The organism is Rhizobium sp. CCGE531 (genome assembly GCF_003627795.1).
In the GTDB taxonomy this organism is placed as follows: domain Bacteria; phylum Pseudomonadota; class Alphaproteobacteria; order Rhizobiales; family Rhizobiaceae; genus Rhizobium.
The window spans coordinates 488,584-503,679 of sequence record NZ_CP032686.1 but is presented as its reverse complement, the minus strand read 5'-3'; the positions used below and the strand labels follow the sequence as shown (position 1 = coordinate 503,679).

Genomic DNA, 15,096 nt, shown 5'->3' with positions numbered 1-15,096 from the left:
TTTAGAGCGAGATGCTGCGTCGCTGTACGAGATAGATAAACACCGGCCCTCCGATCAACGCCGTGATGACGCTGACGGGCAGCTCCTTGGGAACGGCGACACTACGAGCCACGACGTCGGCGGCGACCAGGATCAGGCCACCAAGGGCAGCCGTCGTCACAATAGTCCAACCAGGCCCGGATGGCTTCAATAGGCGAGTGATGTGTGGTGCGGCCAGACCGACAAAAGCCACTGGCCCCGCGATCGGCGCGACGCCTGCCACGGGAAGTACTGCCAGGAGGAGCAGCAGCGGCTTCCAAATTTCCAGCCGCAGCCCCATGCCGGCTGCCGCCTCTTCGCTGAGCATGAGCAGACCGACGACGCGTTGAACGGCAAGAGCACCAACCGCGCCGACAAGCACCCATGGAGTCATATAGGCAAGTTGCGTCCAGGAGCGGCCTTGGAAACCACCCGTCAGCCAGAACAAAAGCGATGGGGCTTGTGATCCACTCAGAAGCAGAATGTAGGTTGTCAACGCACCTAGAAACAATGAGACGCTAATACCCCCCAGCGCCAGGTGCAACGGGCGACCTCGCCCGCCGCGCGAGATCCAGAAGGTGACGAAGGCGGCTGCGAGGCCACCTGCCAAGCCTACCAGCGGGTAGAACACGGAGGATAGCGATGGGAAGAACACGAAACAGTAAACAATCGGAGCAACGGCACCTGATGTCACGCCTGTCAGGTCAGGCCCGGCAAGCGGATTGCGCGTCAGTACCTGCAACAGGTAGCCCGAGACGCCAAGGCCTGCGCCTGCAATGAAGGCCGCAAGGCTTCGCGGCAGACGCAGGGTCCAAACGAGGATGGAGTCGATCTTTCCGTCAGGGAAAAATAACGCTTTGAAAGCCGCTTCCGGTGGAAGCGGCTTTGCGCCAACCAGCAATCCTCCTACAATGACCATTGCGGCAACCATCAGGACGATGAGGGTTAGCGTCGATGACCGGACGATGTTCGTCGGTTGCCTGGCGGCCATGGCGCGTTTCAATTCTGCAGGCTTGCCGGAATGAGCTTGGCGGCCTCCTTGCGCACATCGACAGCCGGAACAGTGTCGGGATACAGATAGTGCGCGGCTTCACGCAGGACGATCTCGCGGCCAATCGGACCATTGGTTTCCACCCAGTGATCGCCGACGTAGTAGACGCGATGGTTCTTGACCGCGGAGAGCTGCTGCCAGATCGGATTGTTCTCATGCGGGCGATCCGGGCCGCTGTCGTAGACGAAAATGACTTCCGGATCCTTCTCTAACATCGTTTCGAGGCTGAGTTCCTCGCCAAATCGGCCACTCTTAGCCATTGGGCCTACGATGTTGTCGCCACCAAGTGCTGTAACAATGGATGCGGCGGTATTTTCCGTATGGAAAGCGAAGGGCGTGTCTCCGCCCCACATGATTACAAAACGTGGATGGACGTTCTTCGGAGCCTTCTGGTTGAAATCCGCAAGATGTTGTTTGAATTCTGCATTGAGCTCTTCACCGCGCTCCGGCTTGCCGAACAGCTTCGAAAGATCGGCAACTTCCTGATAGCTCTCGCTCAGCAACTCCATATTGTAGGCGATATAAGGCGCAATCTTCTCGAATTGCGCGGCATTGCCGACGGTATAGCGCTTCATGGCGATGATCACGTCGGGCTTGGCCTGCGACAGCAGCTCAAGATTGGGCTTGGCGCGTTGTCCGATCTGTGCCGCGTCCCTCGTCAGGCCAAGCAGGAAGTCGGGGTCTCGTCCACCTGTCATGTAGGTCACAGCGGTCGGCTTTATGCCAAGGGCTAGGGCCACATCGGCGGCAAGATAGGAAACAGATGCAATCCGTTTCGGATTAGCCGCAAGCTGAACCGTCACCCCTCTATCATCAACGATTGACGTGGATTTTGCATCCTGAGCAGCAACTGGTCCTGCTACTAACGACGCCGTAACACCTGCAATATAAAATAGGCTCAAAACTTTCATCACGACATCAATCCTTCAGATCGAGACGATTAAATCCCGGAGAGTTCTAACGACAAAACATGAGGAGTACAATCATGTTTTTCGAGAATTTTGCAGTCAAAAACCCACGGAACATCGGCGTTTGCTTGCATATAGACAATTGCGCTTCGCTCCAGCTTCGCCTTGCATAATTGTCCCACTGTGACGCGAGCGACGCGGTAGGTGAAAGGTCTTCTTCATAAAATATGATTCTTTTTATCAAGTTTATTGACCTTCAGAACAACCCAGATATGCTCTCTTCCATCGAGGTCGCGGCCAGCTTCCCTCGTCTAATGCGTGTACTCTTTGCCCTCCGAGAGGTGTATGCATGCCCTATTGCCTGTTGCCCCCAACAGATTTGATTCCGACCGAAGAAGTCGATGCACGACATGTGCTTGAGCTCGAAGACCAGATTGCCCGAGCTGAATATTGGAAAGTGCCTATCACCGCTCATAAGGACGCCCTGTTCATCATGGATGGCCACCACAGGCTTGCGGTTGCCAAACGTCTTCAACTGAAAGCATTGCCCGTAGTCCTACTGGATTATGAAAGCGTGCGGGTGGAAGCCTGGCGCTTGGGAGAGACGATTACGCCTGAGGCCATCTTCGCGATGGCGCGCAGCGGTCGGAAGTTTCCTGCCAAGACGACCAGGCATTTCTTTGCCGCTCCGCTCCCGGAATGCGCAATCCCATTAAATGATCTCCGGCGTGCCACTCCGCCCTGACGATTTGGCGGCGTTCCACGCGCGACAGGTAGCGCAGTAAATGCCCTCTCCGCTGACATCAACGGACTGTGGCGCGTTCATTCGGCTTGCGCTTTTCCACACATCGGCTGGCGAAGGTCAGAGCCAGCTCAGATTGGTCAAGAATGGAACTGGCGCTAGCCGCTTCCATCCATCTCCACCCATGTCAAAAGTAACGAAAGGTGCCAGCGAATGAGTATTTCATATCTCCATACACCAGCCATTCACATTCTCTCCCGGACGGACCTAGCGGACGTCGAGGTGCCGCCGGCCGACGTCATACGATTGGTCGAGGACGCCTATCATTCCTTCGCCAGCGGCGATTCCCGTTGCCCAACGAAACTCATGATGCCGCTTCCGCTTGAGGAACGTGATGCAGTCTCCTACTCTATGCTTGGCTATGACGGGGCTCTCCAGCAACTCGGCTTCAAGACATCCTACCGCCAAGGCAGTGAGAGTGCCGAAAAATACTACACCACGATCAGCCTCTATGACGATACGACCGGTCTGCCATTCGCATTCATGGATTGCCATCGTGTTGGCGGCTCACGAACTCCGGCAACGACCGCGATCATTGCCAAACATTGCGCTTCGGCAAATGCGCGCTCGGCGTTGATGATTGGCACAGGCGCGCAGGGCATCAATACATTGCCGTACCTGCTGACTGCTCTTCCTCAGTTGGAGACGCTGCACCTCTTCGGCACCCATCCCGATGGGATTGCGGCAAGCCTTGCACGCTTTGCCCACTATTTCCCTCAGAGAAAAATAGAGTTGGTGGATGATGTACCAGCGGCCGTCGCGGCGTCCGACATCGTTGTCGCCGCTTCCGGCCGCGCGGCCCATCCCAAAGTACAAACGAATTGGCTCAAGCCCGGTGGGCTGCTCATCTCCGTCGCCAGTAAGGGAGTGGAAGCAGGCGCCCTGCGCGATGCCGATTATGCGATCGCTACCAACGAAGGACAGATGGGAGTAACCGGAAAACGACTGGCCGGCTCGGATGGTACACCGCATATCGACGCCGAATTGCCAGATATCGTGGCCGGCCGCAAACCCGGACGCCGCTCGCAGGACGACCGGGTGTTTGCCTTCAGCAGCGGCATGATCATCACGGATATCCCCGTTGCTCATGCCTTTGCCACCCGGGCGATCGCCGCAGGTCGCGGCAAGAGGGTGGAACTGTGGAACTAGCCCCCGTCTCCATGAAAGCCCGCGAAAAGGAATGGGCCATCAACGCCCGCGGGGACATGGCCTTGCTCGATCAAGTCACTCGCGCAAGCCAGGGGCCTTTCCACCTCATCCATCCCGAAAGCTTTGCCGACAATCTTGGAGCCTTCCAGCAGGTGCTGCGCGACCGAAACGTCTCGGGCCGGGTTTATTTCGGCAAAAAGGCCAACAAGGCCGGAGCCTGGCTTCGCGAAGTCGCGGCCCTCGGGAGTGCGGTCGATGTCGCCAGCGTTCCGGAATTCGTTCATACCCTTGCCAACGGCGTCCGTGGCGAAGACATAGGCGTCACGGGTGCGGCCAAAAGCAACGATCTGTTGTGGCTGGCAAACCGTCATGGCGCCACCGTTGCCATCGATGCGCTGGATGAGATCGAGCGGGCGATCACGATCGCCACACCAGCCGATCCCCTGCGTGTACTCTTACGGGTGCTTCCCCCGAACAGCCCTCACAGCCGCTTCGGCTTGAATCCTGCCGATCTGTCCGCAGCACTCCGGCGCTGCAAAGAGGCCGACCAGCACATTGTCGTGGAGGGCTTTTCCTTCCATCTTGATGGATACGCGGTTCAGCCGCGCGCGGAACTCGCAGCCGCGCTCATCGACCTGTGCGAGGAAACCCGCCGGCAATATGGGTTCCCTTGCTTCGCGATCTCGATAGGCGGCGGCTTTGCCTGCCCCTATGTCGACGAGGATGACTGGCAAGGATTCAAGGAACGGCTCCACCCCTCGCAGTTCCATGCCGGCAAGAGCTTCAACCATTTCTATCCCTATCATCAGTCGCTCACCGGCGCCGCCATGCTGGATGCGATCCTGCAAACCGTAATCGGCCCAACCACGCTGGCGCAAAAACTGATTGCCGCGAAGGTGGTCCTCTATCTCGAACCCGGACGGGCTCTGCTGAATGGCGCAGGGATGACGGTCTTTCCGGTACAAGGCTTCAAGTGCAATGCGGAGCACGGCATCGTTACGGTTGCCGGCCTCAGCATGAGCCTGTCGGAACAGTGGAAGAACAGCGAATATCTTCCGACACCGATCCTGGTTCTGCGCGGGGCCGACCGCCCGCAGGAACCGGTTCGGGCGGCGATCGGCGGTTCGAGCTGCATGGAATATGACGTTCTGACCTGGCGCAAGATCCTGTTTCCGGCAGCACCCCGTTACGGCGATCTGATCGTCTATCCGAACACCGCCGGCTATCAGATGGACAAGAATGAGAGTGCGTTTCACCAGTTGCCCCTACCGCCCAAGATCGTGGTGACGCAGCAGGACGATGGTTTTACCTGGAGGATGGATCAGCAATGATGCTTGAGCGTTTACATACCGAAAAAGTAGCGATCACCAGCGCCGAATTGATCGGCCATACCCCCTTGTTCGAACTTGCCCGTACCGGATCGGGAAGCCGGTTGCTGCTGAAACTCGAACAGTTCAATCCCACCGGATCGTGCAAGGTTAGAATGGCACGGGAAATGATCCTCGCTGCTGAGCGGTCGGGCACGCTCAAGCCCGGCGGCCATATTGTCGAGCCCACCTCGGGCAATACCGGCACGGGGCTGGCCCTAGTCGCCATCGAGCGGGGCTATAAGTATACGGCCGTCGTGGATGGGCATGCCTCGCGTGACAAACTGCGCGCGATGAAGGCCATGGGCGCGAACCTCGTCTTCGTCGAAAGCAAGGGTGACGGTCCGAGCACCGTTGAGCGGCGGCGGGTAGCAGGAGAAATCGTCGAAACCAGTGGCGCGTTCTGGCCCGATCAGCACTACAACCCCAATAACAACAAAGGCTACGCGGGCCTAGCCGCCGAATTGATCGACGACCTTGGTGCGGACGTCGACTATCTGGTGGGCGCAGTTGGGACAGGCGGCACGCTTTGTGGAACGGTTGCGGAATTGCGCAATCGTGGCTCCAGGGTAACAGCCATCGGCGTCGAACCAAGGGGAAGCATTATTTTTGGCGAGCCTCCCGGCCGATATTGGCAGACAGGTGCCGGCGCTCCCGGCGGCTTCACGGTTGGACCGAACGTCGACCATTCGTTGATTGATGAAGGCCTTACGGTCTCGGACGTCGATGCGTTTGCGATGACCCGTGTCGTTGCGCGTCGAACCGGCCTTCTTGTCGGCGGCACCGCCGGTGCAGCAATTCATGTAGCGCTCAAGCGGCTGGCCATGGTTGAGCCCGATAGTATCGTAGTCGTCCTGGTTTGCGATGCTGGAGAGAAATATCTCGATACAATCTTCAACGATGATTGGCTAATGGAACGACAGCTGCTGAGCGAGGTAGCTCATCAGCGAGCCCATGGGCTATTTGACGCCTATCTGGAATCCATACGGCTGGCGGCCATTGCTCCTGCCAAAACGGAGGCGTGAGCAGCAAATGAATAGCCGGTTCCATCCCTATCTGGAAATTATCAAACTTGCCGCGCCTATCGCCGGGATTCAGTTCGCCCAGGTCGCCTTGACCAGCGCCGACCTCCTCATGATGGGTCTGATCAGCGTGGAGGCAGTGGCCGCAGGCGGGCTCGCCGTGCTGCTTTACAACCAGCTCCGCACAATGTGCGTTGGCATGGTAACCGGCGTCGGCAACATGATAGCCTCGGCGATCGCGCGTGGCGAAAGACGCACCAGCGATGGAAAGGGCGACGAGATCGCTCACGACGAAGTCCGCGAGCTGGTATCGGCCTCCATGCTGCTGGCGACGATCGTTGCCACTGGCGCCGGCATTGTTCTTGTCGCACTCAGTCACTTGCTTGGCTTTTTGGGCCAGGACAGCAAGATCGTAAGCCTTGCGCAGCCGATCATGCTCACACTGGCACCCGGTTTGGTGCCGATGCTATGGCTGAATGTCTTGCGGCAATTCGCGGTAGGCATGCGGCGAGCTGGCTCCCTTCTCAGGGTCACCATTATCTCGATCGGCGTCAACGTGTTGCTGAATGCTATTTTCATCTATGGATGGCTTGGCATGCCGCGGCTGGGGCTCGCGGGCATCGGTCTATCGACTACTCTCGTTCAAGTTTGGACGTTTCTCGTTTATTTCAGAACCGTACGGCGTGATCCGGAGATGAGCTCCCTGCTCTCGCTGGGCCACTGGCGCGCCTCACCCGCCATTGTGATGAGAATCGCAAGAATGGGCGCTCCGATAGCCCTCACCTATGGGTCCGAAGCGGCGATCACGTCTATTGCATCCATCTTTATGGGAACCTTTGGCCCGATTGCACTTGCCGCTTCCAACGTCGTCAACCAGCTCGCCTACATCGTCTACCAGCTCAACATCGGCCTTTCCCACGGCTCCTCTGTATTGGTTAGTCGCGCGGTCGGCAAAGATGAGCATGCTGAGATCGGGTCGATAGCCCGACGGACTCTGGCTATTAGCTTTTCCATCATGACCGTCGTTGGCTTCCTATACGCCCTGTTGCCGGGCATGGTGCTGCGTCCATTCCTCGGCGCACAGGCTGATCCCGCAATTCTGGCGATGGCCGCGACGCTCCTATGGTTCGCAATCGCCCACCAGTTCCTGAAGGGCTCTCAAAATATCTGCATCGGGTTGCTGCGCGGCCTTGGTAACACCAAGGCGGGTCTGCTCAATACGTTTATCGGCTATTGGCTAATCGGTATCCCGGCGATGGCCATTTGCGGATATTGGCTCGGCTGGGCAAGCAATGGCATCTGGTTCGGCCTGTGCCTCGGCTTCGGTGCAACCACGGTCTTGCTATGGTGGCGTTTCACGGAGGAATTGCAAACGACGATAGAGCCGCCGTCACGGGACGCCAATATATCATCTCTATAAGCAGCTATGGTGTAATCCGGCCGGATAATTGACTCCAACCCGACCACCAAATCAATTTGCCACCTTGATGCGCTCGACGAATTTCGACAGTGTCATTCCGTTGAACCGGCAGGCTTCCGGCGGACGCAAATGGCCGCCTTGAACGGGTCAGAACCAGTGGCCCTTCTATTTATAAGAGCTATCGGTCTGAAAATCCGCAATTGCCGATAGAAGGTTGGCGGCCCGCAGCCAACTACGGGTGTTTCACACCTCTTCCAACGGTCAGCCGGCCGGTGCTCCCATCGGAAAGCTTTACCTTTCTCCAGGCCGACATCATATCCGGTGCTCGCGTCACCTCGACTTTTCCGCTACGGCCGTCCGAGCATTTGACCGGAAGAGTGATTGTCGGACGCCGATCACTCAGATCGTAGGTGCCTGAACATTTCGCGGCCCGCCGAGACGATTGAACCGAAAAGCGGCCCTTACCGTTTGATGCGATGGTCGAGCCCTTGAATGTCACACCAGAATCCATTCTTGCTGAAGCCGGAAGAACAATATCACCTTTTCCCTGGCTCTGTGGTTTCCTTGGACCCGAGCCCGCGCTCCTCAAAGCCTTCGAAATACTCGCAGGCATACCGCCGCCTTGAGTGAACTGAACGTAATCATCATAGGGGATACGGCCCCTCGCATAGGCGGTAAGGACACGGCGGCAAAACTCTAGCCGGACATTGGCCTCCGGCACACCTAAGAATGCTCTCTTCGCCGGACACGATGCCGGAGCCGAGAACTGGGCGGTAATCGCCTCGCTTATAGAGACCTGCAAACTTAATTCGATTGAACCGCTCACCTATTTCACAGCTACGCTCAGCGCCATCGTCCGTGGCCACAAGCAGAGTCATATTGAAGGTCTCCTACCGTGGAATAGTCCGGCTGCGTAAGCCAACGCACAAATCGTTGCTGGCGCAGATGCTTCCTGTCAGAGTATGCTGCATGAAGAACATCTTGATCATAGACTGCGCTCGAAACGCTACCTTCAGCTTGTTCCAAGCCACGGAAGACGAATACACGATCGTCTTTCCAAATGGCCAAGACATGGAAACAATCGAAGATTTGATTGAACGTCTGGGTGATGAAGAGGCAGGCCAATTACTAGCGCCCATCTGGGAACGCCCCATTCTCAAGCGAGACGCTATGGGAATCCACGGCACTCTCTTCAGAGGTGGCTCGGTTTGTCTGAACAGCTTGCGACGTTTGGCTAAGTGGATTTCCGCCTCGATTATGCCGCCACCATCATCGGTGTCAGCGCGTTGAAGTAAGCCTGGTCCGGCGTCTGCCGGTCAAGGGATGAATGTGGACGTCGGGTATTGTAAAAGGTCAAATAGCGGCCGATGCCAGCGCGGGCCTCGGACACGGTCTTGTAGGCATGGAGATAGACCTCCTCGTATTTGATCGACCGCCAGAGCCGCTCGACGAAGACGTTGTCCCGCCATGCGCCCTTGCCATCCATCGAGATTTCAATCCCGGCCTTCTTCAGCACCGCCGTGAAGTCGATGGAGGTGAACTGCGATCCCTGGTCGGTATTGAAGATGTCTGGCTTTCCATATCGGCAAAGAGCTTCCTCAACCGCCTCGATACAAAAGGCCGTCTCCATCGTGATCGACAGCCGCCATGAAAGCACTCGGCGACTGAACCAATCGACGACGGCGCAGAGATAGACAAAGCCCCGCGCCATGGGGACGTAGGTCAGGTCCATTGCCCACACCTGGTTGGGTCTGGTGACCGTCAGCTTCCTGAGCAGATACGGATAGACCTTGTGACCAGGTGCCGGTTTCGACGTGTTGGGACGACGATAAATCGCCTCAATGCCCATCTTCTTCATCAGCGTCGCAACGTGAAGCCGAGCGCATCGGATAAAAAATCGTTCTCAAGCGTCAGTTCCCCAATCTTGGCGTGCAGGGTTTTGACATCGACGGTCGGAGTCGCCGGTTCCGCTTTGGCGTCATCGCCGAAAACGCCTGTCGCCCCCTCAAGGAGCTGGTCCTTCCACTGCTTGATCTGATTGGCATGCACGTCGAACTGCTGCGACAATTCCACCAGCGTCTGTTCACCCCTGATGGCGGCAAGCGCCACCTTCGCCTTGAAAGCCGGGCTGTGGTTCCGGCGTGGTCGTCTCGTCATGCTCTCTCCTGTTTCCGGCATCTAAGCCAAAGTCAGGCAGAAATTCCACTTATCCTTGCTGTCCAGTTTTTCCGAACCAGCTCTCTTCTTCGACAACCACCGCAATCAGAGGATAATCCCAACTTCGAAGCGTGAAATCGATTGGGATGACAGTTCGATCAATCAAGCTCAAAGAAATCTGTTCTCGCGGCATCGCTAAGGCTGCCACAAGGTGTGCTTGGGGCACCGCTTACGTTCATGATGCTGGCGGCAATGCTTATTGTGATTTTCTTGCTCGCGCCGTTGATGCGCGGCGAAGATCTCAAACCAAGTGCCCCGCACACCACGGCGCAGTAGAACGTTACGCTTGAAATCAGTCATGTCACCTGTCATATGTAAAGCGACAAATGACGCGGAGATGATCCCATGGCCATTGCGGCAGAGAAAATTATCCCGGAAACGACGACAGGCGAATTGCAGAAAATAGCGGCGCTGCTCGGCGGCGCGCGCGTGCTTGCGCGCAGCCTGACCAGCCCTCTCGACGCGCACGAACTGCTTTTGCGCGGCCTGCCGGCCTCGGCGCTGGATCACCTTGTCGGGCATCTGGTCATCATCGGTAAAACGGATTCGCTCGAAAAGGCCGTGGGCATGAGTTTGCGCACCTGGCAGCGGCGGAAGGATACGCCCTCCAAGCCGCTCAGTCAGGAACAGAGCGGTCGCGCATGGAAATTCGCGGAGATTCTCGCAAAAGCAACGGACATCTTCGGCTCGCAGGCTGAAGCCGAGCAATGGCTCGAGCGCCCGGCGATCGGGCTCGACCAGCGCCGGCCGATCGATCTTCTCGGGACACCCGCCGGCGTCGAGCTGGTTGAGGATCATCTCGACCGTCTCGAATATGGCGTCTATGCATGACCGCTTTGCCAATTGGGCTCGGCGGGACCGAACTGGTCGCGTGGCGGCTCGATCAAGCCGTCCACGCGCCGACATGGGATAGTGGCGAAGGCGCCTATCGCGTCGGTGGCCGCTGGAACAGCAAAGGCGTTCGCGCGGTCTACTGCTCGCTCGATCCCGCGACGGCAATCCTCGAGGTCGCGGTCCATAAGGGGTTTCGGGCGCTCGACACGGTGGCGCACACGTTGACGGCGGCTGTCATTGCGGATGCCGGCGATGTCCATATCGTCGACCCGGGAAGCGTACCCAATCCCAATTGGCTCCACCCGGGCATTCCCGGCGCGGGACAGCAAGCCTTCGGAGACGATCTGCTTCGACGCCACCGATTTGTCGCGATCCCGAGCGCGGTCTCGCCGTGTAGCTGGAATCTGATTTTTCTCGCGGGCAGCGCGCCAGGTGCCTATGCCCTGAAGTTCCAGGAAGCCTTTGCTCTCGATACAAGGCTGCATCCACCCATGGCATGAACGAGCCCCGGTGTGGATCGCCGTCATCATCATCTGTGAGCTCGACACCTAGAACTTTTGCCCCTGGGCCGGGCGACCATTTCATTTTCGTTTGCATGCCCGCCCATAGCGGCATCATGTCTAACTGCGAGTGAACCAAACATATTGAGGAAGACCCCTATTGAAAGATTCGAAACTGCCGGCCGCAATGGCGGCGGTAATTGCGTTGGGCTACTGCCCGAAACCTCTATTCTCATTTCCTGCCGATAGAGTCCTTCCAGCCAACCCTTTTGATCTGTGGTTGGTCCTTGTCCCAGCGCTCGCTCCACTCTTCCCAAGTTGCACCGTTCTGCTCTTAAGACTGTTATCGTGGCAGTTGCCTCAGGCCGTCTTGATCTTTCTGGCTGTCCTTGTTGGAAGCCTCGGCACTATGGCCAGCGTGCTTGCAGCGGTCTTCGCAGGCGGAGGCGATCTCATGACGTTTATCCACGGCGCTTCCCTGAGCCTGGCAGTCGCCGGTTCCATACTCCTCTTTAAGCAGCTCGACCCACCGAATGCGCCTCCCACGACCGGCATCGTGCTGCTGAGCGTCCCCACTGTTGTCGCGATATGGTCCTTAGCCGCCGGTCTCGTGGTGGCCGCGCAGGCCCAGTATCTCAGCGGCGGTCGGCCATTTTGTATCGCAATACACGGAGATGAAAAACCGATAGCCTCTTTTGCGGCGTTGCGGGGCCTATTTTTCTATACAAATCGTTCTGGCTACAAAGACGCCGACCGTTGGTATTTCCATAGCCTCCTTCTTGTTGGCAACGACAAAAATATGCGAGCCTACAACTGGTCCCCGCGGCACATGCGTTTCGATTATCTCGCGGACCCGGATCGGATGCTGGTTGGACTCCAGTCAGCCTGCGTTCCCAAGATTGCTTTCTTGCGTTACCTCTCGCTGTTTTAGCGCACTCGCTTGTCAACACTGGGGGATCGCAACCTGAGGTGTCGGTTGCTCTTGATCCTACCTGCGTTCGTTCAGCGCCATCAGCGTGGCTTCATCGAGGCTGTCGATATCGATCTTCGCCATCAGCAGCTCCTATTCTGACGAAGGACATCCTCTTCATCCCAGGCACCGATTATGGTAGAAGAGCATCGACGGCACAATTGCCCACGGCTTCGGCACTCCCCCCAAATCAGCCCCTTTTACCCTGATTTTCCTGAATTTTCATCTCATTGACCATATGAATTATCGCCGTTCTTTTGTCTTCCTGAACCAAATTACTTAATGACTTCCGTTCGTCATACAGCGTTCGGCTGCGTCGATGACCATCGATAGGAATCATGTATCGATAGTGATATGGTTACCGCTTGACCAACTTCCTGCCGTGCGCCTATCATCCAGCAAAATCTCGAAACGTCGCGCAATCCATCCTCTGCTCGACGAGAGACGCAGTCCACGGAGAACATCATGACCGTCACAGTCAAGGTCGCCGAAGCGAAAACCCATCTATCCGAACTGCTGGCCAAGGTCGAAGCCGGCGAAGAGGTGATCATCTCCCGCGGCAACACGCCGGTTGCCCGGCTTTCCCGCATTCGCCGCGAAAACGACATCGATGCACTGATTGCGGAAATCCGGGCGCAACGTGCCGGTCGGCAGCCCACAACGCAGGAGGAAATCCGCGAATGGCGTGACGAGGGTCGACGCTACTGATGCCGTTCGTTCTCGACGCATCCATCGCCGCAGCCTGGTTTCTTCCGGATGAACAACACGACGCCGCCGATCTGCTGATGACCGATCTGCGCTCTAGTGCCGGCTTGGTGCCGGGATTGTTCTGGTTCGAGACCCGCAATTTGTTTCTGGTGGCCGAACGACGCGGGCGGCTCCGCCCAGGCGAAGCGCTGTTGCTGATGACACAACTGCGAGGACTGTCGCTTGACGACGCCGGATCCGGCAGTGACAGCCTCGTGCTCGACCTGGCGGCCCGCCACATGTTGACGGCGTATGACGCCAGCTATGTCGCGCTCGCGAAAATGCGGGATTTACCGCTGGCGACGGCTGATCGAAAAATGGCCATCGCTGCCCGCAATGAAGGCATAACAATCGTCGGGCCGCTCGAACGTGAGCACTGACCAAGATCCGGGGGAACAGGCCGTTCTCAAGCGCGCCTAGCAACTCGACGCGCTTGACGCTATCCTGCCCTTTGCCCGCCGCGACCAGCTTGCCACGCTGCTGACCGACGACGACGTCGCCACCCTCAAACATCTGGCCAAGGAAGGCATGGGCGCCAACACGTTGCGGGCGCTTGCCTCCGATCTCGGCTACCTCGAGGCCTGGTGCGAGCTTTCAACCGGCGCTCCCCTCCCCTGGCCGGCGCCGGAGGCGCTGTTGTTGAAGTTTGTGGCCCATCATCTGTGGGATCCGGCGCGGCGCGAAAACGATCCGGAACACGGCATGCCGGCCGCAGTCGAGCAGGCGTTGCGGACTGGCGGTTTTCTGAGAACCGGGGGGACCGCATGCCCCGGCGACCGTCGGGCGACGGCTGGCCAACTTGTCGACGCTGACCAAATGGCGCGGTCTCGACGGCGCCTTCGCCTCCCCGGCTTTGAAATCCGCCATTCGGCTGGCGATCCGAGCCGCGCCAATGCAACGTCTTCGCAAGAGCGCCAAGGCGGTGACATCAGATGTTTTGGCCAAACTGCTGGCGACCTGTAGCGGCGACAGCCTGCGCGATCTGCGCGACCGGGCCATCCTGATGGTCGCCTTTACCTCCGGCGGCCGCCGGCGGAGCGAAGTCGCCGGCCTGCGCAAGGAGCAGCTGACGATCGAGCCGCCAATTGCCGGCGAGGACAGCAGCCCCCTCCCCTCGCTGTCCATCATCTCGGCCGCACCAAGAATTCCGGCACCGGCCAGGACGAGGTCGTCTATCTGACCGGCCAGCCGGTGGAGGCGTTGAATGCGTGGCTGGCCGCCGGCATGATCCGCGGTGCCCCATCCTCCGCCACGACGGGGCTGAAAATACCCGGAGATTCGCGACACTATGGAAGTGAAGAACGGGTTGCTACCGATACGCCTTCGCGTTTGAATTTCGTCCATAGTGGCACCGCAGTCCAGTCCGTGACTGATCCGAAATCCAAGGTGATACGCGTATTTTGTGGATGAGCCCAGTAAAGCCAGGGCAAGCTTGCATCTGTGAATAAGATCGGTGGAATGCTCGAAAAAACAATCCTTTAGTGCCGTTCGGCACCGAGAATCCTTTGCCGGATCAAGCTCGTACTCATTTAGGAATTTGTAATGCGCCCTCTACTGCCCTTGATTGCTGGCATTGCTCTCATGGCTGCTCTCTCCAGCTGTGTGACGACGCCGCACGTAGCCTCCCCCCCTCCAGCAGGTTGGAAGCGGTTCCATGCCGCTAAAGGTGGCTGCGCCATCGCTGTTCCGGATTGGATGAAAATTGCCGATGGGGCGGCAGGCGCAACTCAGACCCAGCCTGGCAATATCAGCCGAATTACGGTTGTGTTCTTCTTGCCCGAAGTCGGCGATTATCAGCGCACGACGAGGATCATGTCGATGGTCGATCCAAGCATGAAAATCATGAGTCAATCGGGGCGCGGGACGATCGGTGTAATCAACACGCCTGCGGGTAGCTTGTGGACGATCATTAGCAACACCACGCCTGCTTGCAGCGTTAAGATTACCAGCTACGCGCCGCCTACCGGTGAGATTCCGGTTGTAATTTCGGCCATGGCCACGCAATTGGGGCCGGAGTAGGCTCCTGCTACTCTACGGAAAATCTCTTCGATGTCGCGGGCAACACGCCGACACTGCGAAGCGACTAACCAC

General features: G+C 57.9%; 14 protein-coding genes and 3 pseudogenes. 14 read left to right on the top strand and 3 right to left on the bottom strand.

Features of this window, described 5'->3' with window-relative positions:
- Position 1: 1 nt before the first annotated feature.
- Both CCGE531_RS28665 and CCGE531_RS28660 read right to left on the bottom strand, forming a co-directional pair.
- Positions 2-1,009 carry an iron ABC transporter permease gene (locus tag CCGE531_RS28665; protein WP_120670158.1) on the bottom strand — a complete coding sequence of 336 codons (1,008 nt, stop codon included), beginning with the start codon at positions 1,007-1,009 and terminating at the stop codon, positions 2-4.
- Between the two features lie 8 nt (positions 1,010-1,017).
- Positions 1,018-1,980, bottom strand: a complete 963-nt coding sequence (locus CCGE531_RS28660; RefSeq protein ID WP_120670156.1) for an ABC transporter substrate-binding protein — start codon at positions 1,978-1,980, stop codon at positions 1,018-1,020.
- Positions 1,981-2,326: 346 nt separating this feature from the next.
- Between CCGE531_RS28660 and CCGE531_RS28655 the strand changes: the two genes are divergently transcribed.
- The 7 genes and pseudogenes from CCGE531_RS28655 to CCGE531_RS34670 all read left to right on the top strand — a co-directional run bounded on the left by CCGE531_RS28655 (position 2,327) and on the right by CCGE531_RS34670 (position 9,027).
- The gene (locus tag CCGE531_RS28655; RefSeq protein ID WP_120670154.1) at positions 2,327-2,722 is read left to right on the top strand and encodes a ParB N-terminal domain-containing protein; all 396 of its coding nucleotides are present in this window, start codon (positions 2,327-2,329) and stop codon (positions 2,720-2,722) included.
- A gap of 210 nt (positions 2,723-2,932) precedes the next feature.
- Positions 2,933-3,928 carry an ornithine cyclodeaminase gene (locus CCGE531_RS28650; protein ID WP_120670152.1) on the top strand — a complete coding sequence of 332 codons (996 nt, stop codon included), beginning with the start codon at positions 2,933-2,935 and terminating at the stop codon, positions 3,926-3,928.
- Positions 3,919-5,259, top strand: coding sequence for an alanine racemase (locus tag CCGE531_RS28645; protein WP_245459431.1), 1,341 nt, complete (start codon positions 3,919-3,921; stop codon positions 5,257-5,259). The genes CCGE531_RS28650 and CCGE531_RS28645 overlap by 10 nt, the downstream gene beginning before the upstream one ends.
- Complete coding sequence (locus CCGE531_RS28640; protein WP_120670149.1) at positions 5,256-6,320, top strand: cysteine synthase family protein; 1,065 nt, start codon at positions 5,256-5,258, stop codon at positions 6,318-6,320. Before CCGE531_RS28645 ends, CCGE531_RS28640 begins: the two co-directional genes overlap by 4 nt.
- 7 nt (positions 6,321-6,327) lie before the next feature.
- Positions 6,328-7,737 (top strand): MATE family efflux transporter, encoded by a 1,410-nt coding sequence (locus CCGE531_RS28635; protein WP_120670147.1) that lies wholly within the window; start codon positions 6,328-6,330, stop codon positions 7,735-7,737.
- Between the two features lie 725 nt (positions 7,738-8,462).
- Positions 8,463-8,654: pseudogene (locus CCGE531_RS28625) on the top strand (transposase domain-containing protein); the annotation flags it as partial.
- 52 nt (positions 8,655-8,706) lie between these two features.
- The gene (locus CCGE531_RS34670) at positions 8,707-9,027 is read left to right on the top strand and encodes a hypothetical protein (RefSeq protein ID WP_205586520.1); all 321 of its coding nucleotides are present in this window, start codon (positions 8,707-8,709) and stop codon (positions 9,025-9,027) included.
- Here the strand turns inward: CCGE531_RS34670 and CCGE531_RS28615 are convergent.
- Positions 8,993-9,894, bottom strand: a pseudogene (locus tag CCGE531_RS28615) (IS3 family transposase). The gene CCGE531_RS34670 and the pseudogene CCGE531_RS28615 overlap by 35 nt on opposite strands.
- 405 nt (positions 9,895-10,299) lie before the next feature.
- On the opposite strand from CCGE531_RS28615, the gene CCGE531_RS28610 reads away from it, so the two are divergent.
- From CCGE531_RS28610 to CCGE531_RS28580, 7 genes and pseudogenes are all read left to right on the top strand, one after another.
- A complete protein-coding gene (locus CCGE531_RS28610) occupies positions 10,300-10,785 on the top strand; it encodes a DUF2384 domain-containing protein (RefSeq protein WP_120670146.1) in 486 nt (161 codons plus the stop codon).
- Positions 10,782-11,288 (top strand): RES family NAD+ phosphorylase, encoded by a 507-nt coding sequence (locus CCGE531_RS28605; protein ID WP_120670144.1) that lies wholly within the window; start codon positions 10,782-10,784, stop codon positions 11,286-11,288. Before CCGE531_RS28610 ends, CCGE531_RS28605 begins: the two co-directional genes overlap by 4 nt.
- 409 nt (positions 11,289-11,697) lie before the next feature.
- Positions 11,698-12,219, top strand: a complete 522-nt coding sequence (locus CCGE531_RS28600; protein WP_162944059.1) for a hypothetical protein — start codon at positions 11,698-11,700, stop codon at positions 12,217-12,219.
- 504 nt (positions 12,220-12,723) lie between these two features.
- Positions 12,724-12,966 (top strand): type II toxin-antitoxin system prevent-host-death family antitoxin, encoded by a 243-nt coding sequence (locus CCGE531_RS28595; RefSeq protein ID WP_120670140.1) that lies wholly within the window; start codon positions 12,724-12,726, stop codon positions 12,964-12,966.
- On the top strand, positions 12,966-13,385 hold the full coding sequence (locus CCGE531_RS28590) for a type II toxin-antitoxin system VapC family toxin (RefSeq protein ID WP_120670138.1): 420 nt from the start codon (positions 12,966-12,968) through the stop codon (positions 13,383-13,385). The genes CCGE531_RS28595 and CCGE531_RS28590 overlap by 1 nt, the downstream gene beginning before the upstream one ends.
- Positions 13,386-13,446: 61 nt before the next feature.
- Positions 13,447-14,226, top strand: a pseudogene (locus CCGE531_RS28585) (integrase); the annotation flags it as partial.
- A gap of 321 nt (positions 14,227-14,547) precedes the next feature.
- The gene (locus tag CCGE531_RS28580; protein WP_120670136.1) at positions 14,548-15,024 is read left to right on the top strand and encodes a hypothetical protein; all 477 of its coding nucleotides are present in this window, start codon (positions 14,548-14,550) and stop codon (positions 15,022-15,024) included.
- Positions 15,025-15,096 lie beyond the last annotated feature (72 nt).

Coding starts and splice junctions, on each gene's coding strand:
- CCGE531_RS34670 (WP_205586520.1), top strand. CDS start 8,707: ATGAAGAACATCTTGATCATAGACTGCGCTCGAAACGCTACCTTCAGC.
- CCGE531_RS28665 (WP_120670158.1), bottom strand. CDS start 1,009: ATGGCCGCCAGGCAACCGACGAACATCGTCCGGTCATCGACGCTAACC.
- CCGE531_RS28640 (WP_120670149.1), top strand. CDS start 5,256: ATGATGCTTGAGCGTTTACATACCGAAAAAGTAGCGATCACCAGCGCC.
- CCGE531_RS28595 (WP_120670140.1), top strand. CDS start 12,724: ATGACCGTCACAGTCAAGGTCGCCGAAGCGAAAACCCATCTATCCGAA.
- CCGE531_RS28605 (WP_120670144.1), top strand. CDS start 10,782: ATGACCGCTTTGCCAATTGGGCTCGGCGGGACCGAACTGGTCGCGTGG.
- CCGE531_RS28660 (WP_120670156.1), bottom strand. CDS start 1,980: ATGAAAGTTTTGAGCCTATTTTATATTGCAGGTGTTACGGCGTCGTTA.
- CCGE531_RS28600 (WP_162944059.1), top strand. CDS start 11,698: ATGGCCAGCGTGCTTGCAGCGGTCTTCGCAGGCGGAGGCGATCTCATG.
- CCGE531_RS28650 (WP_120670152.1), top strand. CDS start 2,933: ATGAGTATTTCATATCTCCATACACCAGCCATTCACATTCTCTCCCGG.
- CCGE531_RS28655 (WP_120670154.1), top strand. CDS start 2,327: ATGCCCTATTGCCTGTTGCCCCCAACAGATTTGATTCCGACCGAAGAA.
- CCGE531_RS28635 (WP_120670147.1), top strand. CDS start 6,328: ATGAATAGCCGGTTCCATCCCTATCTGGAAATTATCAAACTTGCCGCG.
- CCGE531_RS28580 (WP_120670136.1), top strand. CDS start 14,548: ATGCGCCCTCTACTGCCCTTGATTGCTGGCATTGCTCTCATGGCTGCT.
- CCGE531_RS28610 (WP_120670146.1), top strand. CDS start 10,300: ATGGCCATTGCGGCAGAGAAAATTATCCCGGAAACGACGACAGGCGAA.
- CCGE531_RS28590 (WP_120670138.1), top strand. CDS start 12,966: ATGCCGTTCGTTCTCGACGCATCCATCGCCGCAGCCTGGTTTCTTCCG.